The organism is Streptomyces sp. NBC_00448, assembly GCF_036014115.1.
Taxonomy (GTDB): domain Bacteria; phylum Actinomycetota; class Actinomycetes; order Streptomycetales; family Streptomycetaceae; genus Actinacidiphila.
In genome coordinates this window covers 8,794,355-8,817,500 of sequence record NZ_CP107913.1, presented here as the reverse complement: position 1 = coordinate 8,817,500, position 23,146 = coordinate 8,794,355, and the positions used below count along the sequence as shown (strand labels likewise).

The 23,146-nt window shown below is 74.4% G+C and carries 17 protein-coding genes (1 of these 17 only partly in view); 5 read left to right on the top strand and 12 right to left on the bottom strand.

Annotated features, from left to right (window positions below):
• Positions 1 to 1,426: the 3' portion of a phosphoenolpyruvate--protein phosphotransferase gene (gene ptsP, locus OG370_RS37935; protein WP_328472477.1), read on the top strand. Its footprint begins 245 nt before the window's first position; the window shows 1,426 of its 1,671 coding nt (coding positions 246-1,671); the start codon falls outside the window, past its left edge; it ends in the stop codon at positions 1,424 to 1,426.
• Positions 1,427 to 1,554: 128 nt separating this feature from the next.
• Here ptsP and OG370_RS37930 read toward each other — a convergent pair whose 3' ends face one another.
• A complete protein-coding gene (locus OG370_RS37930) occupies positions 1,555 to 2,547 on the bottom strand; it encodes a hypothetical protein (protein ID WP_328472475.1) in 993 nt (330 codons plus the stop codon).
• A gap of 247 nt (positions 2,548 to 2,794) precedes the next feature.
• Positions 2,795 to 4,819, bottom strand: coding sequence for an acetoacetate--CoA ligase (locus tag OG370_RS37925; protein WP_328472473.1), 2,025 nt, complete (start codon positions 4,817 to 4,819; stop codon positions 2,795 to 2,797).
• 371 nt (positions 4,820 to 5,190) lie between these two features.
• On the opposite strand from OG370_RS37925, the gene OG370_RS37920 reads away from it, so the two are divergent.
• Entirely contained in the window at positions 5,191 to 7,512 is a 2,322-nt protein-coding gene (locus tag OG370_RS37920; protein ID WP_328474810.1) for a glycoside hydrolase family 31 protein, read from the top strand.
• On the opposite strand, the gene OG370_RS37915 is transcribed toward OG370_RS37920, so the two are convergent.
• The 4 genes from OG370_RS37915 to OG370_RS37900 form a co-directional block, all read right to left on the bottom strand.
• Positions 7,479 to 8,072: an NUDIX domain-containing protein gene (locus OG370_RS37915; RefSeq protein ID WP_443060927.1), complete on the bottom strand. Its 594-nt coding sequence runs from the start codon at positions 8,070 to 8,072 to the stop codon at positions 7,479 to 7,481. The genes OG370_RS37920 and OG370_RS37915 overlap by 34 nt on opposite strands.
• 81 nt (positions 8,073 to 8,153) lie before the next feature.
• Positions 8,154 to 9,395: an adenylosuccinate synthetase gene (locus OG370_RS37910; RefSeq protein ID WP_328474808.1), complete on the bottom strand. Its 1,242-nt coding sequence runs from the start codon at positions 9,393 to 9,395 to the stop codon at positions 8,154 to 8,156.
• Positions 9,396 to 9,571: 176 nt separating this feature from the next.
• On the bottom strand, positions 9,572 to 10,489 hold the full coding sequence (locus OG370_RS37905) for a hypothetical protein (RefSeq protein WP_328472469.1): 918 nt from the start codon (positions 10,487 to 10,489) through the stop codon (positions 9,572 to 9,574).
• Between the two features lie 98 nt (positions 10,490 to 10,587).
• On the bottom strand, positions 10,588 to 11,052 hold the full coding sequence (locus tag OG370_RS37900; RefSeq protein ID WP_328472467.1) for a hypothetical protein: 465 nt from the start codon (positions 11,050 to 11,052) through the stop codon (positions 10,588 to 10,590).
• Between the two features lie 37 nt (positions 11,053 to 11,089).
• Here OG370_RS37900 and OG370_RS37895 point away from each other — a divergent pair, with 37 nt between their 5' ends.
• Positions 11,090 to 11,365, top strand: a complete 276-nt coding sequence (locus tag OG370_RS37895) for a hypothetical protein (RefSeq protein WP_328472465.1) — start codon at positions 11,090 to 11,092, stop codon at positions 11,363 to 11,365.
• Positions 11,366 to 11,730: 365 nt separating this feature from the next.
• On the opposite strand, the gene OG370_RS37890 is transcribed toward OG370_RS37895, so the two are convergent.
• Positions 11,731 to 12,693, bottom strand: a complete 963-nt coding sequence (locus tag OG370_RS37890) for an NUDIX hydrolase (protein ID WP_443060926.1) — start codon at positions 12,691 to 12,693, stop codon at positions 11,731 to 11,733.
• 82 nt (positions 12,694 to 12,775) lie between these two features.
• Between OG370_RS37890 and OG370_RS37885 the strand changes: the two genes are divergently transcribed.
• Positions 12,776 to 13,195 (top strand): DUF962 domain-containing protein, encoded by a 420-nt coding sequence (locus OG370_RS37885; protein WP_328472461.1) that lies wholly within the window; start codon positions 12,776 to 12,778, stop codon positions 13,193 to 13,195.
• A 90-nt stretch (positions 13,196 to 13,285) separates the two neighbouring features.
• On the opposite strand, the gene OG370_RS37880 is transcribed toward OG370_RS37885, so the two are convergent.
• The 4 genes from OG370_RS37880 to OG370_RS37865 form a co-directional block, all read right to left on the bottom strand.
• A complete protein-coding gene (locus OG370_RS37880) occupies positions 13,286 to 13,888 on the bottom strand; it encodes a GTP-binding protein (protein WP_328472459.1) in 603 nt (200 codons plus the stop codon).
• Positions 13,889 to 14,066: 178 nt separating this feature from the next.
• The gene (locus tag OG370_RS37875) at positions 14,067 to 14,486 is read right to left on the bottom strand and encodes a DUF742 domain-containing protein (protein ID WP_328472457.1); all 420 of its coding nucleotides are present in this window, start codon (positions 14,484 to 14,486) and stop codon (positions 14,067 to 14,069) included.
• Between the two features lie 33 nt (positions 14,487 to 14,519).
• The gene (locus tag OG370_RS37870) at positions 14,520 to 14,942 is read right to left on the bottom strand and encodes a roadblock/LC7 domain-containing protein (protein ID WP_328472455.1); all 423 of its coding nucleotides are present in this window, start codon (positions 14,940 to 14,942) and stop codon (positions 14,520 to 14,522) included.
• Entirely contained in the window at positions 14,939 to 17,728 is a 2,790-nt protein-coding gene (locus tag OG370_RS37865; protein ID WP_328472453.1) for a sensor histidine kinase, read from the bottom strand. Before OG370_RS37865 ends, OG370_RS37870 begins: the two co-directional genes overlap by 4 nt.
• Before the next feature lie 243 nt (positions 17,729 to 17,971).
• Here OG370_RS37865 and OG370_RS37860 point away from each other — a divergent pair, with 243 nt between their 5' ends.
• Positions 17,972 to 18,340 (top strand): hypothetical protein, encoded by a 369-nt coding sequence (locus tag OG370_RS37860; RefSeq protein ID WP_328472451.1) that lies wholly within the window; start codon positions 17,972 to 17,974, stop codon positions 18,338 to 18,340.
• Between the two features lie 4 nt (positions 18,341 to 18,344).
• Here the strand turns inward: OG370_RS37860 and OG370_RS37855 are convergent, their stop codons facing one another.
• A complete protein-coding gene (locus tag OG370_RS37855) occupies positions 18,345 to 23,090 on the bottom strand; it encodes a hypothetical protein (RefSeq protein WP_328472449.1) in 4,746 nt (1,581 codons plus the stop codon).
• Between the last annotated feature and the right edge of the window lie 56 nt (positions 23,091 to 23,146).

Genomic DNA, 23,146 nt, shown 5'->3' with positions numbered 1-23,146 from the left:
GGAGTTGATGGCCGACATCGAGCGGCGGGTCGCGGTGGGGAGTACCGCGGAGCGGGCGGCGTACGACGCGTTCGCCTCGTACCGGGCGCTGCTGGCGGGTGCGGGTGAGTACCTGGCCGGGCGGGTGGCGGACCTGGACGACGTGCGCAACCGGATCGTGGCGCGGCTGCTGGGGGTGCCGATGCCGGGGGTGCCGGACAGCGACGAGCCGTACGTGCTGATCGCGCGGGACCTGGCGCCGGCGGACACGGCGTTGCTGGACCCCGCGCTGGTGCTGGGGTTCGTGACGGAAGAGGGCGGGCCGACCAGCCACAGCGCGATTCTGGCCCGGGCGCTGGGGGTGCCGGCGGTGGTGGCGCTGGCGGGTGCGGGTGAGCTGGCGGAGGGCACCGTGGTGGCGGTGGACGGGAGCACCGGTGAGGTGTTCGTGGAGCCGAGCGAGGAGAAGCGGGCCGCGCTGACGGAGGCCGCGGCGGAGCGGAAGGCGGCGCTGGCGGCGTCTTCGGGGCCGGGCGTGACGTCGGACGGTCATCGGGTGCCGCTGCTGGCGAACGTCGGTGGCCCTGGGGACGTGGCGGCTGCCGTGGCGGCGGGTGCCGAAGGGGTGGGGCTGTTCCGTACGGAGTTCCTGTTCCTGGACGATTCCGCGGCGGCGCCCTCGGAGGAGAAGCAGGTCGAGGCGTACCGGCAGGTGCTGGAGGCGTTTCCGGAGGGGCGGGTGGTGGTGCGGGTGCTGGATGCCGGCGCCGACAAGCCGCTGGACTTCCTGACGCCCGCGGACGAGCCGAATCCGGCGCTGGGTGTGCGGGGGTTGCGGTCGCTGCTGGAGCACCCCGAGGTGTTGCGGACGCAGTTGCGGGCGCTGGCGCGCGCGGTGGAGGGGCTTCCGGTGCACCTGGAGGTCATGGCGCCGATGGTCGCGGACCGGCAGGACGCGAAGGCGTTCGCGGACGCGTGCCGCGCGGCCGGGCTGCCGGCGAAGTTCGGGGCGATGGTGGAGATTCCCTCGGCGGCGCTGCGGGCGCGGTCGGTGCTGAAGGAGGTGGAGTTCCTTTCGCTGGGGACGAACGACCTGGCGCAGTACACCTTCGCGGCGGACCGGCAGGTGGGGGCGGTGGCACGGTGGCAGGACCCGTGGCAGCCGGCGCTGCTCGACCTGGTGGCGGCCGCTGCGGAGGCGGCTCGGGCCGAGGGGAAGAGCTGCGGGGTCTGCGGTGAGGCGGCGGCCGATCCGCTGCTGGCGTGTGTGCTGACGGGGTTGGGGGTGACCAGCCTTTCGATGGGGGCGGCGTCGATCCCGTATGTGCGGACGACGTTGGCGAAGTACACGGTGGCGCAGTGCGAGCGGGCCGCGGCGGCGGCGCGGGCGACGGACAGCGCGGATGCGGCCCGGGGAGCTGCGCAAGCGGTCCTGTCGGGCGAGTAGTTCGGGTGGTCCGGTAGCTCGGGTGGTCCGGGCAAGCCGGGGTGCGGGACCGCGCGTCCGGCACCCCGGCGGAAGGTGCCGGGCCTTCCGCCGGTGGGGGCTGGTCGCGCGGTTGTCCGCTCGGCTCGTTACGGGAGGGGGATGCCGGCGGCGTAGCGGACGCCGGGTTCCGGGGGGATGGGAGTGCCGGTGGTGGGGTCGGTGCAGTAGGCGTCGAAGACGGCGGCTTCGGTGAGCGGTTGGGGGTCGCCGTGGTGCAGTTCCCAGCCGCGGACGGTGTCACCGTCGGGGTCGAAGGTGCGGATGACGAGTCCGGCGGTGCGGCCGGTGACGGTGGCGGCGGCGATGAGGGTGCACAGGACGAGGGCGTCGGCCTCGGCGAAGTGGGGTTCGCCGTCGGGCGAGGTGTGGGCGTGGAGGGCGGCGGGGAGAGGTGGGCCGTCTTCGGTGGGGAGGCTGCACACGAGGTGGTGGGCGCCGGGGCCGACGGCGTCCAGCAGCCGTAGGAGGGTGTCGGACGCGTCGTCGAAGGCGCAGTGCGCGAGGTCCTGACCGCAGTCGGGGCAGGAGCCGGCGTCCATGAGGAGGTCGGTGGCGCGCTGCCATACGGCTCGGCGGTCGGCTTCGCGGCCGAGGAAGGCGCGCAGTTCCGTGACGGGTTGGCGGGCGTAGTGGACGGTGGGGCCGGTGGTGGTGGCCTCCGCGACGTAGCGGGTGCGGGTGTCGGGGGTGTCCGGTGGCCGGCGGGTGCTGCGGCAGTAGTCGTCGTATGCGTCGGGGTCGAAGTGGGTGACGGCGATGTGCGTGCCTTGGGCGTGCAGGCCGCGCAGGAGTCCGTCGAGGTGGTGTAGATACTGCCCGTAGTCGTCGAAGGGGAAGCTGGGGTGCCGGGTCATGGCGGTGAAGTCCTGGTCGTCGAGGAGCAGGGAGACGACGGTGGGGGCTTCGCGGCGCAGGGCGCGGCGCAGGCGGGTGCGTCCCGGTCGGCCGCCGGGGCGGCCGGTGCGGGGTGCGCGGGCGCCGGCGGGTGCCTGCTCGGGGCGGGAACGGGAGCGCGTGCGGGCGTTCTCGCGGGTGGCGGGCTGGTCGGGTCGGCCGGTGTGGTCGGCGGTGGGTGGCATGGGTTCCCCCTGGAGTCGGTGCGGGTCAGCACGGGTCGGTACGGGTCGGTGGAGGCCGGAACCGGTACGGCCCGACCACCACTGCTCACTCACCGTAGCCGCACCCACTGACAACGCGGCTCCGCGCCGGAACCGACGTACCGGAACCGACCGGGGATGTGACGGTATGACGATGTGACGACGGCGGCCCGCGGCGCCGATCCTGGTGCCGCGGGCCGTTGCGGGTGAGCGCCGGGAGCCGCCGGAGCTACGGGCGGCCGCCGGCGGCGCGTTCGGCGGCGAGCCGCTCGTAGAAGCGCAGCACCTCCAGGTCGTCCACCGAGCCGGGGTTGACCGCCTTGTCGAGCGCGGTGCCCTGGAGGAGCCGCTTGACCGGGACCTCGATGCGCTTGCCGGTGAGGGTGTGCGGCACTCCGGGGACCGCGATGACCTCGTCCGGCACGTGGCGCGGGGAGAGTTGGGCGCGGATCGCGGTGCGGATGCGGTCGCGCAGCCCGTCGTCGAGCGCGGCGCCGGGGGCGAGCCGGACGAACAGCGGCATCCAGTAGCCCCCGTCGGGCTGTTCGACGCCGATGACGAGGGATTCGGCGATCTCCGGGAGGCGTTCGACGACCTCGTAGATGTCGGAGGAGCCCATCCGGACGCCCTGGCGGTTGAGGGTGGAGTCGGAGCGGCCGTGGATGACGACGGTGCCGCGTGAGGTGAGGGTGATCCAGTCGCCGTGCCGCCACACGCCGGGGAACATCTCGAAGTAGCTCTCGCGGTAGCGCGTGTCGCCAGGGTCGTTCCAGAACCGGATCGGCATGGAGGGCATCGGGTTGGTGACCACCAGCTCCCCCACCTCGTCGACCACCGGCCGCCCTTGGGCGTCCCACGCCTGAAGGTCCGTGCCCAGACAGGGTGCTTGGAGTTCGCCGACGTATACCGGCAGGGTCGGCACGCCGCCGGCGAAGCAACTGCACACGTCGGTACCGCCGCTGACCGAGGCGATCCACAGGTCGGCGGCGACCTCGTCGTGCAGCCAGCGGAATCCGTCGGGGGGCAGCGGGGAGCCGGTGGTGGCCACGCAGCCGACCGCTGAGAGGTCGAAGTCGCGTCCGGGGTGCACCTCCGCCTTGCGGCAGGCGATGACGTAGGCGGCCGACGTGCCGAAGACGGTGGTGCCGGTCCGCTCCACGACCCGCCACTGGGCCGCGGTGTCGGGGTAGCCGGGCGCGCCGTCGTAGAGCACGATCGTGGCGCCCGCCAGCAGGCCGGAGACGAGGAAGTTCCACATCATCCAGCCGGTGGAGGTGTACCAGAAGAAGCGGTCGCCGGGGCCGAGGTCGAGGTGCAGGCCGGTCTGCTTGAGGTGTTCGAGCAGGATGCCGCCCTGGGACTGGACGATGGCCTTGGGCAGGCCTGTGGTGCCGGAGGAGTACAGCACCCACAGCGGGTGGTCGAACGGGACCTGCTCGTAGTCGGGTTCGGCCTCGGACGTGGTCGACGCGTCCCAGTGCAGGGCGTCTTCGGGGGCCTCGGTGCCGAGCAGCGGGATGTGGATGGTGGCGCGCACCGTGGGCAGGCCGGCGCGCAGTGCGGCGACGGTGGCGGTGCGGTCGTGGGTCTTGCCGCCGTAGCGGTAGCCGTCGACCGCGAACAACACGACCGGCTCGACCTGTTGGAAGCGGTCCAGCACGCTGCGGGCGCCGAAGTCCGGGGCGCAGGAGGTCCATACGCCGCCGACGGCCGCGGTGGCCAGGAGTGCGACGACCGCGTGCGCGGTGTTGGGTACGTAGCCGCTGACGCGGTCGCCGGGGGTGACGCCGAGCCGGCGCAGTTCGGCGGCGAGCGAGGCGACCTGGCGGCTCAGTTCGGCCCAGGTGACGGTGGCCGGTTCGTGCCGTTCGTCGACGTGGACGAGGGCGGGTCGGGCGGCGCGGTCGGGGTCGAGGGCGGGACGCAGGGCGTGCTCGGCGTAGTTGAGCCGGGCGCCGGGGAACCAGCGCGCGCCGGGCATCGCCGGATCGGCGAGGACCGTCTCGGCGGGGGTGGAGAAGCGGACGTCGAACCACTCGGTGACCGCGCGCCAGAACGCCTCGGGCGCGCGCACGGACCAGGCATGCAGGGCCGCGTAGTCGGCGACGGGGTCGGTGCCCGTGGCGGCGGGGGCGCCGTGCTGCTGGGCGGCCCACTGCTGGAAGCGGGTCAGCCGGGCGCCGGCGATCCGTTCGGGGCTCGGGCTCCACAGCGGCTCGGGGCTGCTGGCGGCGGGCTCGGGCGTGGTGCTCATGGGCGGCTCCCGGACGGTACGCGTCGTTGCGTCGGTGGTTCGTCCGGATGGGCGTCCGTCGCCCGGGGACTGGGCAGGACGATGCCATGTGATCGTCTTGGACGCCAGGGTGGCCCGGGTGGTGTGGGGCGGGTCGCACCGGACGGTGGCCGGTGGCGGGTGGGTGCCGGGCCGCGGCCGGGCATGATCGTCGAGGTGAACAGCGGCTGAACGAGCGGCGCGGGTTCCCGGGCCGATGGGAGGGTGGGGGCATGGACGCTGGGTATCTGCTGGGCGCGGTGTGGGGGGAGGTCGTCGGCGAGGTGCGGGGCCTGCGGGCGGCGCTGCGACGGCAGCGGGCGGAGGGGGCCGATCTGCTGCGGGCGGCCCGGATGCTGGGCTCCGCGCGGGGGCGGCTCGCGGTGCGCTGGGCGGTGCGGCGGCGGGCGCTGGATGCCAGGGACCTGCCCGTGCCCGGCCCGGAGCGGGCGCGTACGCCGGGACAGGTGGTGGGGGCGGACCCGGAGCCGGGCGGCGGCGTGGTGCGGTTCGCGCGGGCGGAGTTGCGGGTGCGGGTGGCGGTGGGCGGCGCGGTCTTCTGCGGCTGGGACGGCGCCGGGCCGCTGCCGTCGTACGCCCTGGCCGGCGACTGTCCGCCGGCCGACCCGCGGGCGCTGCTGGAGCCGGACGGCGCGGGCTGGCGGGTGGTGTCCGAGCGGATCACGGTGCGGATCTCGCAGCGGGGGGTGGTGGACTTCCGTACGCCGGGCGGGCTGCTGCTGCGCTCGGAGGGGCCGCCGTCGTGGCGGGTCCCCGCGGCCGGGCAGGGGGACGGCCGGGCGCCGCGCTGGGAGCAGCGGGCGCGGCTGCCGGCCGACGCGCGGGTGTTCGGCATGGGCGGGCGGGCGGCGGGTCCGGTGCTGCGCACCGGCCGGTACCGGCTGTGGAACACCGATCCTGGCGGGGCGTTCGGGCCGGGCGACGACCCGCTGTACATCACCATGCCGGTGCAGCTCGTGGTCGCGGACGCGGGCTGCCATCTGGCCTTCCACGACAACACGTGGGACGGCGAGGTCGCGCTGTGGGACGGCCGGGAGGGCGCCGGGTCGGCGCCGGACCAGGCGGGGATCAGCCGGCTGCGGATGGACGGCGGGCAGCTGCGGTACTGGGTGATCGCCGGTACGCCCGCCCGGGTGCTGGCGGGGTGGACGGCGCTGACCGGGCGGCCCGCGCTGCCGCCGCGCTGGGCGCTGGGCCACCAGCATTCTCGGTGGGGGTTCGGCAGCCAGGACGAGGTGCGGCGGGTCGCGGCCGGGTATCGGGAGCGTGCGCTGCCGCTGTCGGTGCTGCATCTGGACATCGACCACTTCGACGGGCACCGGGTCTTCACCGCCGATCCGCGGACCTTCCCCGATCTTCCCGGCCTGGCCAAGGAGTTGGGCGAGCACGGGGTGCGCCTGGTGTCGATCGTGGACCCGGCGGTGAAGGCGGAGCCGGGGCTGGCGGTGTACGACAGCGGGGCGGCGGCGGGCGCGTTCGTACGGGACGCGCGGGGGCACGAGGTGCGCGGGGTGGTGTGGCCGGGCGAGGCGGCCTTCCCCGATTTCACCGATCCGGCCGCGCGCGCCTGGTGGGGCGGTCTGTACGAGGAGCGGCTGGCGAAAGGGTTCGCCGGGTTCTGGCACGACATGAACGAGCCGGTGTCCTTCGCGGCGTTCGGTGATCCGACGCTGCCGCTGTCGGCCCGGCACGCGTTGGACGGCCGCGGCGGCGACCACCGCGAGGCGCACAACGTGTACGGGCTGTCGATGGCCCGGGCCGGCTACGAGGGCCTGCGCGAACTGCGGCCGGAGCAGCGGCCGTTCCTCTTCTCCCGCTCGGGCTGGGCGGGGATGCAGCGGTACGGCGGCACCTGGTCGGGCGATGTGGCGACCGGGTGGGAGGGGCTGCGGGCCTCGCTGGCGCTGGTGTTGGGCCTGGGGCTGTGCGGGGTGCCGTACTCCGGGCCGGACGTGGGCGGCTTCACCGGCACGCCGTCGCCGGAGCTGTATCTGCGCTGGTTCCAACTCGGCGCGTATCTACCGCTGTTCCGCACCCACTCGGCGATCGACGCGGGGCTGCGGGAGCCGTGGGAGTTCGGTCCCGAGGTGTTGGAGCACGCTCGGGCGGCGCTCCGGGAGCGGGGGCGGCTGATGCCGTACCTGGAGACGCTGGCGCACGTCGCGCACCGCACCGGGGCGCCGTATGTGCGGCCGCTGTGGTGGAAGTCGCCGGGCGACCGGGCGTTGCGGGACTGCGAGGACGCCTTCCTGCTCGGGGAGTCGCTGCTGGTGGCGCCGGTGCTCACGGAGGGTGCCACGAGCCGGCAGGTGCGGCTGCCGCGCGGGCTGTGGCACGACACCGGTTCCGGCGTGGCCTACCGGGGGCGTTCGACGGTGCGGGTGGAGGCGCCGCTGGGCCGGATTCCGGTGCTGGCCAGGGCCGGGGCGGTGCTGCCGGTGGCCGGGGCCGACGGGGCGGTGCAGCTGGAGGCGTGGGCGCCGCGCCCGGGCCGGGGCGGGGGCGGCGAGGTCGTCGTCGGTGACCCGGAGGGGTGGGCGCCGCCGCGCCGGGAGCACTTCGTGTCGCACTGGAAGGAGGACCAGGTCGTGGTGGAGCGGGAGGGCGGCGGCGAGGTCGGCTACGAGGTGCGGGTGCGGGGGCTGGAGGCGTAGCCGCCGTCGAACCAGCGGCGCACCGCGAGGGTGTGCAGCGGGAACCCCAACTCCTGCGGTGCGTGCAGCAGTTCGTAGCCCTCGGTCTCGTCGGTCGGCACGGAGGGCGGCAGTTCGCCGACCGGGCGCGGCGGCAGCAGGCCGAACAGCAGCAGGTAGCCGCCCTCGGTGTCGGTCAGGGCGTCGGCGAGCACCACGTCGGCCGCCCCGGCGACGATTCCGGTCTCCTCCGCCAACTCCCTTGTGGTGGCCTGCTGCCAGGTCTCGCCGAAGTCGATGAAACCGCCGGGAAGCGCGAGCCGGCCGAGCGCGGGCCGGATGGTGCGGCGGATGACGACGAGACCGGTGCCGTCCGCGTCGTGGACCGGCAGCAGGCACACCGCGACCGGCAGCGGGTTGTGGTAGGCGGTGTGGCCGCAGGCGGGGCAGGTGCGCGGCCAGACCCCGGCGTCGGGGTAGGGCGTTCCGCAGGTGGAGCAGTGCGAGTCGGGGCGGTACGAGCCCGCACGGGCGGTGTCGGCGGGATCGGAATCGGCGCGATCGGGTTCGACGTGACCGATGTCGACGCGATCGGGGTCGGTGTACGGGGAGTTGGCGGGCTGGGAGCCGGCGTGCGGGGGGTCGGTGGGCACTCGCGGACCCTATCCGACCCCGGCACCGGTCAGCGCCTGGCGGGCCGGGCCGTACGACTCCATCACCACCGGTGCACCGAGCAAGGCACTGATCGTGGCGGGCCAGTGCTCGGGCGTGGACCACAACGCGGGGTGCGCGCGCAGCAGTTGGCGGGTGAGCGTGACCTGGCGGTCGAGGTCGCCGGCCGGGCTTACCGGGAGTCGTTCCACCAACCGGCCCTCGATCGCGTAGCCGTGGCAGATCCGCAGTGCCGGGCAGCGCGGCGGCGCGTCCAGGTGGGTGACGGCCAGCGCGTCCACTCCCCCGCACACCGCGACGGCGTACGCGTGCGCGACCGCGTCGAAGTGCCCGACGCGGAAGGCGCCTTGCCAGCGGCCGTGGCCGTTGTGCGGTTCGGGCAGTGCCGCGGCCAGTTCCGGCTCCTCGGTGACGTGCGGGCCAGGACCGTGCCGGACGGTGTACGTGCGGACCACGCCGATCCGGCGCGCCGCATCCGCCGCGCCGGCCTCGGCGAGCAGCGTCTCGGCGTTGGCGAAGGTGGTGGTCGACCAGGTGGTGTACGGGTGGAAGCCGTGCCACTCGTCGAGCAGGACGCCCTGGGCGCCTTCGAAGACGAGCGGGCCAAAGCGGACCAGGCGGCGCAGGTGGGTCTCGTCGGTGAGGGCCACCGCGTCGGCGAACGCGGCGAACGCGGCCGCGCAGTCCTCGACCGGCGGCGCGGGCAGCGGCCCGAGCTCGTCGGTGAGGCGGTCGCGCAGCAGGCACAACGTGCGCAGCAGCCGCGGCCGGGAGGCGCAGTCGCCCACGGTCGGCGCGTCGGCCGGGTGCGCCAGGCCGTAGCGGGCGGTCTCCCCCACACCCATGCCGCACGAGCCGTGCCGGTCCGCGCCGCGGGCCTGCTCGCGCAGCCGGTTGGCGGCGGCGTGGTACGGCGTGACGAGGCGCGCCGCGCGGTCCACGGTGAGCAGGCCGTACGGCGCCGGGACGCCCAGGGCGCGGAGGTGGTCGGCCTCCGCGGCCAGGGCGAGCGGGTCGACGGACATGAAGCGGGACAGGTGGGTGGGGGTGCCGTGGAAGGTGCCGGCGCCGAACTGGGCGAAGGTGTGGTGGCGGCCGTCGGCGGTCACCACGTTGTGGGCGGCCTGCGGGCCGCCGTTGAACCGTACGACGGCGGTGACGGTCCGCTCCTGGCACAGGCGCGCGACCACGGCGCCCTTGCCGGCGTCGCCGTAGCCGAGGTCGACGACCATGGTGTGCACGGGGAACTCCTTGCGTTGCCGGGCCGCAGTACGCGCGCCGGGTACCGGGTCGCCGGGGTGACCGTCTGTCCTGATCCGGCCTCGCACCGGCTCTGACCTGCCCCATCCCGCCCTGCCCACCCCGCCCGCCGTACGGGCGGCAGGCGAGCGGGCGGGGCGGGCCGGCGTCAGCGCGTCAGGGGGGTGAGCGCCCGGGCCACCGAGGGGCCCACGGTGGAGCCGACCTCGGCCAGGTCGGCGAGGCCCGCGGCGAGGTCGATGGCCTCCTCGCCGAGGCCGACGGTGAGCGCGATGGTCTCGCAGACGGCGTCGAGGTCGTCCAGCTCGATCACGTTCTGGCCCAGCAGGCGGCGCCAGAGGGTGAGGACCTCGGAGTTGCCGGCGTGCGAGGCGCCGGCCGGGAGGATGTAGAAGACGTGGAACTTGCGGCGCAGTTCGGCGAGGATCTCGGGCAGCGGGATGTCCTCCTGGACGGGGTCGCCGAGCACGTCGCGGATCTCGCGGGCCTTCACCTTGCCGTAGGGCATCTCGTCGCCGATGAGGAAGAGGTAGCCGCGGCGGCCCCGCTTCTCGTGGCAGTCCAGGGACGTGTGCCGGGCCATGGCGTAGAGGGCGAGTTCGTAGGACTCGGTCATCTGGCCGCCTCCTCCGCCTTCGAGGAGGATGTTGCCGAGCTGCTCGTCCATCCGGTTGTCGGACTCGAACTGGCCGAGCTGGAGCGGCACTCGGTCGCAGGTGGCGTCGCCGACGCCGCCGAAGAGGATCTGCGGGTGCTCGGTGTAGCCCTTGCGCAGCAGCAGTCCGAAAAGTTCAGGCAGCTTGGTCTGGAGGACCCGCGGGACGCCGCCCATCGAGCCGGTGACGTCGAAGAGCACGGAGATGGCCAGCGAGGTGGGGTGCTCGGCGGAGTCGCGGCTCTCGCGGGTGCTGAGGCCGTGCGGTTCGAGCGAGGGGTGCGCTGCCCAACTCGACCGCGGTGCGCTGTGCTTGACGCGGTCGCTGTAGGCGAAGGCGCTGGCGCCGGAGGCCGAACGGTAGCGCTCGGCGGCGTCGTAGACGTTGGTGGACCAGCTTCCGCTGCCCATGGTGTTCCCCCTGGTGAAGTGGTGGCGTGTGTGGCGGGTGGTGGCCGACCGGTGCTTCGCCGACACCGCACGCCGAGTGAACGGCCCTGCCGGGTCGGTCAGTTGGCAGTCGGCATCGTGAACGGGCGGAAAATGCGGGGCCCGTAGAGCCGGTCGAGGAGGTCGTCGAGTTCGGCGAGCAGCTGCCAGGCGTCCTGCGGACGGGAGTTCTGGCCGGGCAGGGTGCAGCCGCGCAGGAAGGCGCGCATCGGGCCCGGGGCGTGGGGGCCGACCAGGCGGCGTACGCAGAGCGAGGCGAGGTGGATGTCGGTGGCCGGGGAGGCGGGTTGGTGCTGCCGCGCCTCGGGCGGGTAGTCGTCGGCGTGGTGGTGGATCAGGACAGGTACGTCGGTGCCGACAGCGGTGGCGTAGCACCAGTCGACCAGTACCAGACCGTGCAACTCGGGTTGGATGAGGACGTGTTCGGGGAAAACCGCGCCGTGCACCAGCCCGGCGCGGTGGGCCCAGCCCAGCGCGGTGAGCAGGCGGCGCCACATCCACGCGGCGTCTGGGGGCGCCCCCACGCCCGCAGGGCCATGGGGGAGGGTCGAGCCCGCCGGGGTGGGCGGCCGCGACGGCGGCGAGGCTGTGGAAGCCGGTGAGCGGCGCGAGCGCGTTGACCAGGCGCTCGGTGCCGTCGTCGGCGTGGTGCCGGAAACTCTCCACGAGGGTGGGCGCGTAGGCGCGGTGCCGACGTTCGCCGACGGTGTGGAGACGGGTCAGGACGTCGGCCTCGTGCTCGGCGAGGTCGTTGTCGCGCGGCTGCCGGGGGATCTTCAGGACGGCGGTGCGGCGCTCGCCGTCGTGGTCGTAGCGGGCGGTGTGCAGGTCGGCTAGGTCGCCGGCGGCCAGCAGCGGGCCGAGTACGTAGCGGTACCGGGGGCCGGTGAGGATCTGCCGGTCGTGGTCGTGCCAGGCGGCGGTGAGCCGGGCGAACGCGGCGGTGGCCTGCGCGGCGCGGCCGGGCGGTGCGGTGTCCGGGTGGAGCAGCCGGGCCAGCCGGCGGAAGCGGCTCGCGGCCTGCACGGGGTCGGCGGGGAAAGCGGTGCCGCCGCTGTCGAGTACGGCCAGGGCCTCGTCGAAGGTGCGTGGTTCGGGTCGGCCGTCCGCTGCCGGGTGCCGGTCGGCTTGTGGGTGTGGGTGCCCGCCCGGTCCGGCGGCGGCAGCCGAGCGGCCGGGGACGGTACGCGCGGCGGCGGCGCTCATCGTATGTCCGCCTCACGGTCCGGCCGCAGAAGCGCGGGGTGCAGCAGCTTGGCGTCGCCGGCCCGGTAGAGGCGGGCGCGGGGACCGCCGCGGCTGCCGGGGCGGGTGTCGGTCTGCCCGGTGGACTCCACGAAGCCGGGGACGGACAGCACCTTGCGGTGGAAGTTGCCGGCGTGCAGCGAGGCGCCCCACACCGTCTCGTAGACCGCGCGCAACTCGCTGATGGTGAAGGTCTCGGCGAGGAACGCGGTCGCCAGCGGCGTGTACTCGATCTTGCCGCGGGCCCGCTCCAGGGCGTCGGCGAGGATGAGCGGGTGGTCGAAGGCGAGCACGGCCTCGCCGGGTGCCGAAGGAACGGGTCGGCGACCGGTACCACCCCCGTGGGTTCCGGTCGGCCGACCCTGCTCGAAGGGACGCCGAGCTGCCGTTTCCGGTTGCCCGGCGGGGGCGACCGCCGCCACCGGGAGCCAGTCGGCGCCGGCCGCGTCGCCACCCGCCTGGGCGTCGGGCAGGCCCGGCGCGAAGGCGAGGTAGGCGATCGAGACGACGTGCATGCGCGGGTCGCGGTCCGGGTGGCCGTACGAACCGAGCTGTTCGAGGTGGACCCGGCCGAGCGTGGTGGCGTCCAGGCCGGTCTCCTCGGCGAGTTCGCGGGCCGCGGCCGCGTCGAGCGACTCCTTCCCGGCCCGGACGAACCCGCCGGGCAGCGCCCAGGCTCCTGCGAACGGCGGTCCGCCGCGCTCGATCGCGAGGACGTGCAGCCGGCCCTGACGCAGGGTCAGCACTACCACGTCGACGGTCACCGCGATCGGGTCGAACGCGCGCGGGTCGTAGTCGGCGAGGAAGTCCCGCTCCCGCAGCTCCTGTTCGTCACTGTGGTCATGCTGCGCCGCGTCCACGACAGCCCCCTCCATCCGCTTGCCGGCCGCGTCGCGCCGCCCGTACCCGTCCCGAGTCATTCTCACTATGAGTACTTCTCGATATGAGAAGAACATAGCACGGACCCCTGACAAGGTCCAGGCCCGGCGCTACTGTGCGGTAATGACGAAGCAGACCTACGGCTCCTTCGAGGAGTTCTGGCCCTACTACGTGGCGATGCACTCCAAGGCGGCGACCCGCTGGGTGCATCTCGTCGGCACGCTGACCGGACTCGCGGTCAGCGGCTACGGCCTGGCCCGCGGGCGGGCGCGATACGCCGCCGCGCTCCCGCTGATCGGCTACGGGACCGCGTGGCCCGCGCACTTCCTGATCGAGGGGAACAACCCGGCGACCTTCGGGCACCCCGCGTGGTCACTGCGCGGCGACGTGAAGATGATCACCACGATGCTCGCGGGACGGGACGCGGAACTCGGCGAGACTGCGGCGAAGTGGCTCGCGGAGAACGGGAGTTCGGCGCCGCAGGAGGGGGGCACCGCCGGCGCGGACACGGCGGATGGCCCGGACGTCCCCGCACACACGTGAGCCGCCGGCCAACCCACGACCGACGGCTCACGGATCACGGATCACGGATCAAGACTGATGCACCGTCAACCGTGTTTCAGACGAGGGCAGTTACCCGGCGCTCCGCCGCGCCGCCATGTTCGCGGCGTGCTCGACCACGCTGATCAGGACGTTCTTCGCCGAGTCGCGCTCGCGCGCGTCGCACAGCACCACCGGCACGCCCGCCTCGATGTCGAGCGCCTCGCGGACGTGCTGCGGGTCGTGCAACTCGGCGCCGTCGAAGCAGTTGACGGCCACCGCGAAGGGGATGCCGCGCTGCTCGAAGTAGTCGACGGCGGCGAAGCAGTCGGCCAGCCGCCGGGTGTCGGCGAGCACCACCGCGCCGAGCGCACCCTGCGCCAACTCGTCCCACAGGAACCAGAATCGGTCCTGCCCGGGAGTGCCGAACAGGTAGAGCACCAGGTTCTCGCGCAGCGTGATCCGGCCGAAGTCCATGGCGACCGTGGTGGTCCGCTTGCCCTCGACCCCGACGGTGCTGTCGACCGGGCGGCCGACCTCGCTCAGCGACTCCTCGGTGCGCAGCGGGCGGATCTCGCTGACCGCGCCGACCAGCGTGGTCTTGCCCGCGCCGAAACCGCCGGCCACCAGCAGCTTGAGCGCCACCGGCTCTTTGGCGGGCTGCTCGGGACGACGTTCGGTGCGCACGGCGGCCATGGTCTCTTCTCTACTTCCCTACCGGGGCGGGCGAGGGGACGCCCGCGGGTGGCGTACTCACAACTCACGTGTCACACAGGTTACTTGCCCTGGTGACGGTTTCTGCCGCAGCGCGTCGGCGGGCGCGGTGACGGCGGTGGCGGGGACTGCTCGGACCGGGATCGGGCCTGGTCCGACGCTACAAGGCGCGCAGGCCATTGATCACCTCGCGCAGGATGCTCACATCGGGCAACTCGGCCGGCGGCACCGGCTTGTGAATGTGCACGTGCGCGGCTTCCACCAGGTCGCCGACCAGCACCCGGACCACGCCCACCGGAAGGTCGAGGTCGGCCGCCAACTCAGCGACGGAGATGGCCTGGTACTGGCAGCGCTCGACGATGTCGAGGTGCTCGGGCGACAGGGTGTGGTCGTCGATCGGGTCCCCGTCGCCGGGCGCCCGCTCGGTGATCACCAGGGCGATCAGGTCGATTCTGGCCTTCGCGGCATGGCTGGTACGGCCCCGTGTCATCGCGTAGGGCCGCACCACCGGTCCGGCAGCGTCGTCGTACCACTGCTCCGATGACGACGGTTCAGATGTTTCGGACGACTCAGAAGTCATGACCTGTCACCCCGTAGATTCAGCACATCGCGGTCAGCCGCTGAGCGCCGCGCCGCCGCCGTGCCGCGGTGCGCTGCTCAGATGTACCCCTACCCGCTTGACCAGCAGGGCCATCTCGTACGCGACCTGGCCGACGTCGGAGTCCGCGTCGCTGAGCACCGCCAGGCAACTGCCGTCGCCCGCCGCGGTGACGAAGAGGAACGCCTCGTCGAGTTCCACGATGGTCTGCCGGACCCGGCCGGCTTCGAAGTGCCGCCCGACTCCCTTGGCCAGGCTGTGGAAGCCGGAGGCGACGGCGGCGAGGTGCTCGGAGTCCTCGCGGGTGAGCCCGTCGGACGCGCCGATGGACAGGCCGTCCCCGGAGAGCACCAGCGCCTTGCGGATGCTGGCCACGCGGGTGACCAGATCGTCAAGGAGCCAGCTCAGCTCGCGTGTCGGGCTGGATGGTGCCGTCATCGGCCGTACTCCTCAGGTGTCGTTCGCGTTACGGAGGTCGAGGTGTCGTCGTCGGACCCGGGTGCCGGGTCCGACTCGGCGGCCCGGCCGCGCTGCCAGCCGCGCTGGAGTGACGCCATCCGGTCGCGCACTTCGTCGGCGGACCGCTCGCGTACGGCAGGCTCTTCCGTACGGCGGCCGGTCTGCGTCGGGTCGCTCCGCAACTGCGGCGCGAGGTTCGCCTGCCGGACCCGGCGCGGAAGTACGGTGCCGCCGCCCGGCGCGGCACCGGGTGCGGGGGCCGAACCGGCCGCGGGAGCGGGAGCAGGCGTGGGTGCGGGTGCTGGTGGGGACGCGGGCGCGGCGTGCCGGGCGGAGGTGCGGCGGGTCGGCAGCGGCTCGGCGCCGCCCACCGGCGGCACGGCCTGCACCGGCGGGCCAGGCCGGCGGGGCGGCTGGGGTGCGGTGTTCCAGGGCCTGCGGGCTTCCTGCCCCTCGCCGCGCTCCTGGCCCCACTCCGGCTGCTCGGTCTGCGCAGCCTGCGCCGCCGGGACGTCCGGCGTGCCCGGTGTGGCCGGTTCGGCGGGCTGTGCAGGCTGTACGGTCTGTTCGGGCTCGGCGCGGTCCGCAGGCTGCGGTGGCTCGCCGACCGGGCGGCCGTGGTCGGTGACCAGCACCGGTGCGGTGCGCCGCCTGCGGCGGGGCAGGCCGAACGGCCCGCCCGGCTCCGGCTCTGCCGCGGGCTGCGGGAGGGGTTGCGGGGCGGGCGGTTCCTCGACGTGGGCGACGTGCTCCTTGTGGGGCTCGCCGCCGGCGCCGTCCAGGCCCCACTGCCGGAAGGTGTGCTCGGTGTCGCCGACGGGCGTCAGGTCGTCCGCGAGGTCCAGGCGGGTCGCGCCGGTGTCGACGTCGCCGCTCTCGCTGAGCAGCGCCGCCGGCACCAGCACCACCGCGGTCGTGCCGCCGTACGGGGACTGGCGCAGCGAGACGCGGATGCTGTGCCGTTGGGCGAGCCGGCTGACCACGAACAGGCCGAGCCGGTCGGTGTCGGACAGCTCGAACTCGGGGGTCTCGGCGAGCCGCAGGTTCGCTTCGAGCAGGGCGTCCGGGGTCAGGCCGAGACCGCGGTCGTCGATCTCCAGCACGAAGCCGTTGGCGACGGGCTCGCCGTGCAGCCGTACTTGGGTGTGCGGGGGCGAGAACACCGCGGCGTTCTCGATGAGTTCGGCGAGCAGGTGGGTGAGGTCGGCGACCGCGGCGCCGGCCACGGCCAGCCGCGGCAGCCGGCGGACCTCGATCCGCTCGTAGTCCTCGACTTCGGCGACGGCGGCGCGCACGACGTCCATCAGCTGCACCGGCTTGCGCCACTGCCGGGAGGGGGCCGCGCCGGAGAGGATGACCAGGCCCTCGGCGTGCCGCCGCATGCGGGTGGTCATGTGGTCCAGCCGGAACAGGTCGGCGAGCTCGTCGGGCTGCTCGGTGCGCCGCTCCATCGAGTCCAGCAGCGTGAGTTGGCGGTGCAGCAGCACCTGGCTGCGGCGGGCGAGGTTGACGAAGACGTCGGAGACGCCCTTGCGCATGTCGGCCTGCCGGACCGCCGCCTCGACGGCGGCGCGCTGGAGCACGTTGAGCGCCTGGCCGACCTGGCCGATCTCGTCGTCCGTGTACTGCAGCCGTGGCACCTCGGTCTCGATGTCGACCTGCTCGCCCGAGGCGAGCCGGCGCATGACGCGCGGCAGCCGGGTACCGGACAACTCCTGCGCCTCGCGGCGCAGCCCGGTCAGGTCGCGGATCAGCCCGCGGCCGATCCGGACCGACACGATCAGCGACGCGACCACCGCGATCAGGCCGAGGCCACCGGCCAGAATCGCCTCCACCACGAGGGAGGTCGCCACGGGAGAGGCCCTCTTGGTGAAGTCCACGACGACCTGCTGGTCCAGCTTGTTGACGCCGGTCACCGCGGTGCCGGCCACCGTCGGCCAGGACTGGTGCGCGGCGACGATCGGCGCGTCGGCCGGGGTGGCGGCCGAGATCGCGTCCTGGGCGGCGCGCAACTGCTTCCCGGCCTTGCTCCGCCAGAACGCGTCGAACCGCGCCCGGTCCGCCTTTGCCAACCCGGGGCTGTTGTCGGCGTAGTAGCCGCGTTCCACGGCGACGGCGGAGGTGAAGGCGGTGAGTTCCTGGCGGGTCATATGGCCGGTGCTGATCGCGGCACCCATCAGGGCGTCCTCGCGGGTGATCTGCTCCTCGGCCCGGATCACTCCGATCCCCGCGGTGCGTTGCGGCTCGACACTGGTGTTGTCGACCAGATAGAGGCTGTCGCAGAACGCGAAAGCCGGTCCCTGGAAGGTGTTGTAACCGGCGTACGTGTCCTCGCGGGAGATGTGCTGGTCGTCCACTCGCCGGCGCAGTTGCGCCAGATCACCGACTCCGGTGAAGAAGTCGTCGAGGTGCTCGCGCGCCGAGGCGTTGAGGTCTTTGCGCATGTGGCCGTCGGTGATGTGCCCGCGCAGCTTCGCAATGGCCGAATCCGTCACCTGGCCCTGCTTCTCGAAGGCGATCCGCGCCTGGGAGTCACGCGTGTTGGCGACGTACAACAGTGCGGCCTTGCGCTCCTGCTGGAGACTGCCCAGCACGTCCTGCAAGGGATAGAGCACGTTGTTCGCTATTCGCTCGGGATCGGGCCGTCCGAACACCGCTCGGCTCGTGATCGTTGCGGCAAAGACCCAGATGGCGGTGAGGGACACCAGCGGGATCAGCAGCAGCGCCACGATCTTCCGGCGGATCGTCGTACCGCGAAAGCGCATGGCCTCCCCAACGTCTCGCCCCGAAACGGGGATCGGTCTGTGGCGTGCAAACGGCGTGAGCCTACTACTGTCACTGTGGTAACTCGAAAGTCCGTCCGGAGGGTTGACCGGGTCTGGCCGGAAAGTGCCACCTGTTCCGGTGCGGGATCGGGCGGAATGCGTACGGACGTTTCGGGGCAGGGACCCCTTATGGAGTTCGAACCCCGATCAATGTGGGAGGACCAGTCCGTACCGACCCCGCGTATGCCCGATCCGGTTCGGGCGGCGGCGGTGCGTGCGGTGCTGATCTCCGCGGTCGCGCTCACGGAGGCGGTGACGACCGTGCTGCTGGCCGTCGGCGACTCCTGGCTGAGCGCTCCGATGACGCTGGCCTCGGTGCTCACCAGTGTCGTCGCGAGCTGGGCGGTGCTCGATGTCTGGGTCACCCGCCAGGTGTGGAACCAGCGCAACGGAGTGGTGTCCAGCCCGAGCAGCGCGGCGCGGGCCCTGCGCAGGGAGCGCCGCCGAGAACGCCGGGCGGCGCGGGCCGCCGCGCGACGCGGTGCGGGCCATCGGACGCATATACGCGGCGGACCGCGGCGGAGCCATCTGCCGAGAGCGCATGGAGCGTGAACGCCTAAGGGGTTTGGGCATCGGCGGGGCGGCGGAACATGCGGGTGGCGGTGATCTCGCCGTGCACCTGCTCGCCGCGCGGGTCGGGCACCGGCAGCCCGGGCCGCAGGTGTTCCTCGACGCTGATGTACTTCAGGCCCGCCCGCAGGTCCGCGTCATTGCGCAGCCGCACCACCAGCGGGAACTCGGCGAGCGCGGTCGTGTCGAACAGGCCGGTGGTGTAGAGCAGTTGGACGCCGAGCGCGTCGGCGACGGCCCGCTGGAGCTCCAGCAGGTAGGTGGCGTTGGCGCGGCCGATGGGGTTGTCCAGGAAGAGGGTGCCGGCGTGCCGCTGGCGGTCCCGGCCACGGTCGTTGCTGCGCAGCGCGGCCATCGTGCAGTACAACGCGATGGCGGCGGTGAGGAGTTGGCCGCCGGAGAACACGTCGCCCATCTGCCCGACCGGCACCCGCTCGGCGCGCAGCACCGCGTCGGGCTTGAGGATCTCCACGGCGACACCGCGCGGCTCCAGGGCCGCGGCGACCCCGCGCAGCAGCAGGGTCATGCCGTCGCGCCGCAGGTCGGAGTTCTTCCGGACGGCGGCGCGGGTGGCCTCGTCGATCACCTCGCCGAGCCGGTCGGTGAGCACGGCGTGGTCGGGGTCCTCGAAGCGGATGCGCAGGAACTCCTGCCCGGACCACTCGCCGAGCCCCTCCGGCAGCCGGGACAGGCGCTGCGCGGAGCGGAGCGTGGCGAGCGAGGACTCGACCAGGCCGCGCAGCCGGTCCACGATGCTGTCCCGGTTACGCTCCAACTGGCCCAGTTCGTCGGTCAGTACGCGCAGCCGGGGGGCGAACGCCGCGGCCCAGGCGGCGGCGTGCTCGGGCAGCGACGACGCGGGCAGCTCCCGGATCTGCTGCCGGGCGGGGGTGCGGACCTGCTCGTAGCGGACCGCGTTGGCGTGCCGGACCAACACGTCGGAGGCGTCGCGCAGTTGGGTGTCGGCGGTGGACAGGTCGGCGGCGCATCCGCGCAGACCGCGCCGGGCCTCGGCCGCGGCGTGCCGGGCCTCCTCCAGGCTGCCGGGGTACGGCTCCGGTTCGTCCTCCTCGGCCGCGGTCTGCGGGCCGTCGCGCAGCAGGTCGCGCAGGAGGGCGGCGGTCTCGTCGAAGCCGCCCGCCGCGTCCTCGGCGGCACGGTGGGACCGGACGATGTCCGCGTGCGCGGTTCTGGCCTGCTCCACCTCCTCGGTGTGGGTGGCCAGTTCGGCGTTGGCGGCGCGCAGCAGCTGCTGGGCGTGCTCGGCGTCACGCGGGGTGAGGGCGTCGGGCAGCGCCGCGTGGGTGTCGCCGTCGGCCGGGGCGAGTCGTTCGGCCTCGGCGCGCAGCCGGCCGAGTTGCTCGCTGGCGGTGGACTGGCGTGACTCCAGGGTCTGCACGAGCTGTTCCGCGCGGCCGGCGGCGGCCTGCCGGGACGGCCCGTCGGAGCCGTCGGGGCCTTCGAGGAGCTGGGCGGCGCGACTGCGGACCTTGTTGCTGAGGCGTTCGAGTTCGGCGAGCGCGGAGTTCTCGGTGCTCTCCGCGCGGGCCTGTTCGGCGCGCAGGTCGGCGCCGACGCCGACCTGTTCGTAGACCTGCGAGGCCGCACGGTACGCCTCGCGCAGGGCGGGCAGCGAGGAGGCGGACGGCTCGTCGGCGTCGGGCTCGGGGGTGTCCTCGGGGGCGCCGGCGATCTCCGCGCGTTCGGCGCGCAGCACCCGTGCGGTGCGGCGGGCGTCGTCGGAGGCGCGCTGGGCGGCCCTGCGGTCCTCGTCCGCGGCCCGGGCCCGCTCCAGACAGGTCTCCGCGCGGGCCTCGGCCTCGGCGGCGTCGGCGGCCAGTTCGCGGGCCCGGCGCTGCCAGTTGGCGCGCTCGCGCAGCCGGTGGGCGAGCCCGGCGAGCTTGTCGGCGCGGCGGCGGGCCTGCTCGGCGGCGGCCCGGCGGGCGTCGTGGTCCGCGCCGGCCTCGGCGGCGGCCGCGTCGGCCTCGGCCCGCTCCGCCCGCGCGGCCGACAGCTCGGCGCGGGCTTCCTCCGCGGTGTCCTGGGCGGCGGCGACCTCCGCGCCGAGTTCCGCCAGGCGCCCGGGCGGGCAGGACGCCCGCCAGGACGCGAGGCGCGCGGCGAGCGTACGGTCGTGCGCCAGCCGGGCGGCGAGGGTACGGATCTCCTCCTCGCGGGCGGTGGCGCGTCCGCGCAGCTCGCGGCGCTCGCCGTCGGCGGCCATCTCGTCGTGCATCGCCGGGTTCGGCGGGACCAGGAACACGTCGGGGGCGTGGCCGGCGGCGGGCGGCGGGGCCAGCAGCGCGGCGGCGGTGCCCACGGCGACGGTCGACCGCGGCAGCAGCGCCGCCTGGGCCAGGGCTTCCCTGGCCCGCGTGTACGAGTCCGGGTCGGTCACCACGACCCCGTCGACCAGTTCCGGGCGGGCCGCCATCACGGCGGCGTGGTCGGCCGGGGCGACGGCCTGGGCGAGATACCGCCAGCCGGGCAGCGCGGGGACGCCGTGCTCCGCGAGGTACTCCACGGTGGCCAGGACGTCAGGGCCGGGCGGCAGTAGCCCGCCGTCGCCGAGCGCGCCGAGAATACGGGCGTCGTCGGCCGCGGCGGTGCGCAGCTCGAACATCTGGCGTTCGGCCGCCGCGACGCCGTCCTCCAGCATTTCCCGCAGCGGTTCGGCGAAGCGGTCCAACTCCGCGGCGCTCAGCGGTCCTTCGTGGTGGACAGCTCCCCTGGCGCCCCCGGCTCCCCTGGCTTCCCCGGCTGCCGCGCTGCCGACCAGGCCGCTGGTGCCGGCGGTGCCGGACGTGTCGTCGCCCGCGGGCTCCGGCGCGATGGCTGACGCGGTGGGTGACCCGGTGGGTGACGCGTTGGCGGCCCCGGCGCCCGGGTCGCCAAGGCTCAGCAGGGCGACCGCGCGGGGGTCGGTGGTGAGTGCCGTGGTGGCGTCGAGGGCGGCGCGGTGGGCGGTGGTGGCCGCGGTGAGCGCGTCGGTGGCGCGGGCCGCGGCGAGTTCGGCGCGGGCCTCGGCGGCGGCGGCCTCGCGGGCGCGGGAGGTGGCGGCGGTGGCGGTGTCGGCGGCCGCGCGGGCCAGCTTCTCGGCGGTGCGCTCGGCGTCGGCGGCGGCGAGCGCGGCGCGGGCCGGATCGGCGTCGGGCGCGGTGTCGTCGAGCCACCCGGCGCGCACCGCCTCGGCGGTCTCCTGCTCGACCTCGGCGAGCCGCTGGCCGAGGTGCCCGCTCTCGCTGCGGGCGCGCTGCGCCTCGGTGGCGGCCGCGGTCGCGTCGCGGTGGGCGCCCTCGGCGAGGGTCTGGAGCGTGGCGGAGCGCTCCTCCTCGTCGTCGGCCTGGCGCTCGGCCCGGACCGCGGCACCCTGCAGGGCGCGCACCAGTTCGGCGGCGGCCTGCGTACGGGCGGCGAGCGCGGGCGCCGCGTCGCGCTCGGCGGCGCGGATCGCCTCGGTGACCCTGGCCAGCCGGTCGCCGGCGGCACGGTGCCGCAGCACCGTCTCCGCGGTCTGCCAGGCGGAGTGCAGGGTACGGGCGTCGGTGAGCCCCCGGCGCAGCGCGGCGGCGCCCTTCTCGGCGCCGGCCAGCGCCAGCGAGGCGTGCCGGTAGGCGAGTTCGGCGGCGATCCGGGCGCTGCCGGCCCGGGCCTGCTCGGTGTCGGTGACGGTGTGCGCGGCGTCGGCCATGTCGTGGGCGAGGTCGGCGGCCCGGTCGCGTTCCTGGCGGGCGCGGGCGGCCAGCCGCCGGGTGAGCGCGCGGGTGCGGCGCTCGGACTGGGCGTGCACACCGCGGGCCTGGTCGCGTACGGCCGCGGCCTCGACGATCCGGTCCAGCAGGTCGAGCGAGCCGGCGGTGAAGTCGCGCTCGGCGGTGAGTTCCGACCGGCGGCCGAGCTTCCCGGCGAAGCCGTGCACGAGGTCGGCGAGGCCGTCGGTGTCGCGGGTGTCGGTGACCGCGCGCAGCAGCAGGTCGGTGAAGTCGGAGTCCTTCTTGACCGCGAACAGGCCGGCGGCCTCGCCCTCGTCGGCGTTCATCTCGCGCTGGTAGCGGAAGAGTTCGGGGTCCAGGCCGAGGTCACCGAGGTGTTCGTTCCACCGGTCGTGGATCTCCTCCCAGACCACCTCCAGGTGCGGGTACGCCTTGCCTGCCTCGGTGAGGGCGTCACGGAAGCCCTTCATGGTGCGGCGGCGGCCACGCGCGCCGGACGCGCCCTCGACCGGGGGCCGTACCGTCGTCGACTCGGCGACCGGCAGCGAGTCCAGGCCGAGGCCGGGGCCGGGGCGGAAGGAGTACCACGCCTCGGCGAACCGGCGCGGGTCGGAGGAGACCTGCCGGCCGCGCCACTCGCTGACCTTGCCGACCACGACGAGTTCACCGGTGAGGGTGTGCTGCCACTCCAGGGCGACGTGGCCGCAGTCCTCGGCGAGCAGGAACTTGCGCAGCACCCCGGAGCTGGCGCCGCCGAGGGTGTTGCGGTGGCCGGGCAGCATCACCGAGAAGATCAGCTTGAGCAGGACGGACTTGCCGCCGCCGTTCTCCAGGAAGAGCACGCCGGCCGGCGCGGGGCGGCGCGGCGGCCCGGTCGACTCGTCGGCGAAGAAGTCGCCCTGCGCGGGTGCGGGCTGCGGCACGGGCTCGCCGACGCCGCGCAGGTCGAGAACCGTGTCGGCGTAGCGCGCGCCGGCCGGCCCGATCGAGTAGAGGCGCAGTCGGGAGAGCTCGTACATGCGGGGGGCTTTCGTCCTCGGGGCTTCGGCGGGTGGATGCGGTCGGGGGTAGGTCG

Coding starts and splice junctions, on each gene's coding strand:
- OG370_RS37930 (WP_328472475.1), bottom strand. CDS start 2,547: ATGCCACCCACCGCCGACCACACCGGCCGACCCGACCAGCCCGCCACC.
- OG370_RS37925 (WP_328472473.1), bottom strand. CDS start 4,819: ATGAGCACCACGCCCGAGCCCGCCGCCAGCAGCCCCGAGCCGCTGTGG.
- OG370_RS37920 (WP_328474810.1), top strand. CDS start 5,191: ATGCTGGGCTCCGCGCGGGGGCGGCTCGCGGTGCGCTGGGCGGTGCGG.
- OG370_RS37910 (WP_328474808.1), bottom strand. CDS start 9,395: ATGGTCGTCGACCTCGGCTACGGCGACGCCGGCAAGGGCGCCGTGGTC.
- OG370_RS37905 (WP_328472469.1), bottom strand. CDS start 10,489: ATGGGCAGCGGAAGCTGGTCCACCAACGTCTACGACGCCGCCGAGCGC.
- OG370_RS37890 (WP_443060926.1), bottom strand. CDS start 12,693: ATGACTCGGGACGGGTACGGGCGGCGCGACGCGGCCGGCAAGCGGATG.
- OG370_RS37885 (WP_328472461.1), top strand. CDS start 12,776: ATGACGAAGCAGACCTACGGCTCCTTCGAGGAGTTCTGGCCCTACTAC.
- OG370_RS37880 (WP_328472459.1), bottom strand. CDS start 13,888: ATGGCCGCCGTGCGCACCGAACGTCGTCCCGAGCAGCCCGCCAAAGAG.
- OG370_RS37875 (WP_328472457.1), bottom strand. CDS start 14,486: ATGACTTCTGAGTCGTCCGAAACATCTGAACCGTCGTCATCGGAGCAG.
- OG370_RS37870 (WP_328472455.1), bottom strand. CDS start 14,942: ATGACGGCACCATCCAGCCCGACACGCGAGCTGAGCTGGCTCCTTGAC.
- OG370_RS37865 (WP_328472453.1), bottom strand. CDS start 17,728: ATGCGCTTTCGCGGTACGACGATCCGCCGGAAGATCGTGGCGCTGCTG.
- OG370_RS37860 (WP_328472451.1), top strand. CDS start 17,972: ATGCCCGATCCGGTTCGGGCGGCGGCGGTGCGTGCGGTGCTGATCTCC.
- OG370_RS37855 (WP_328472449.1), bottom strand. CDS start 23,090: ATGTACGAGCTCTCCCGACTGCGCCTCTACTCGATCGGGCCGGCCGGC.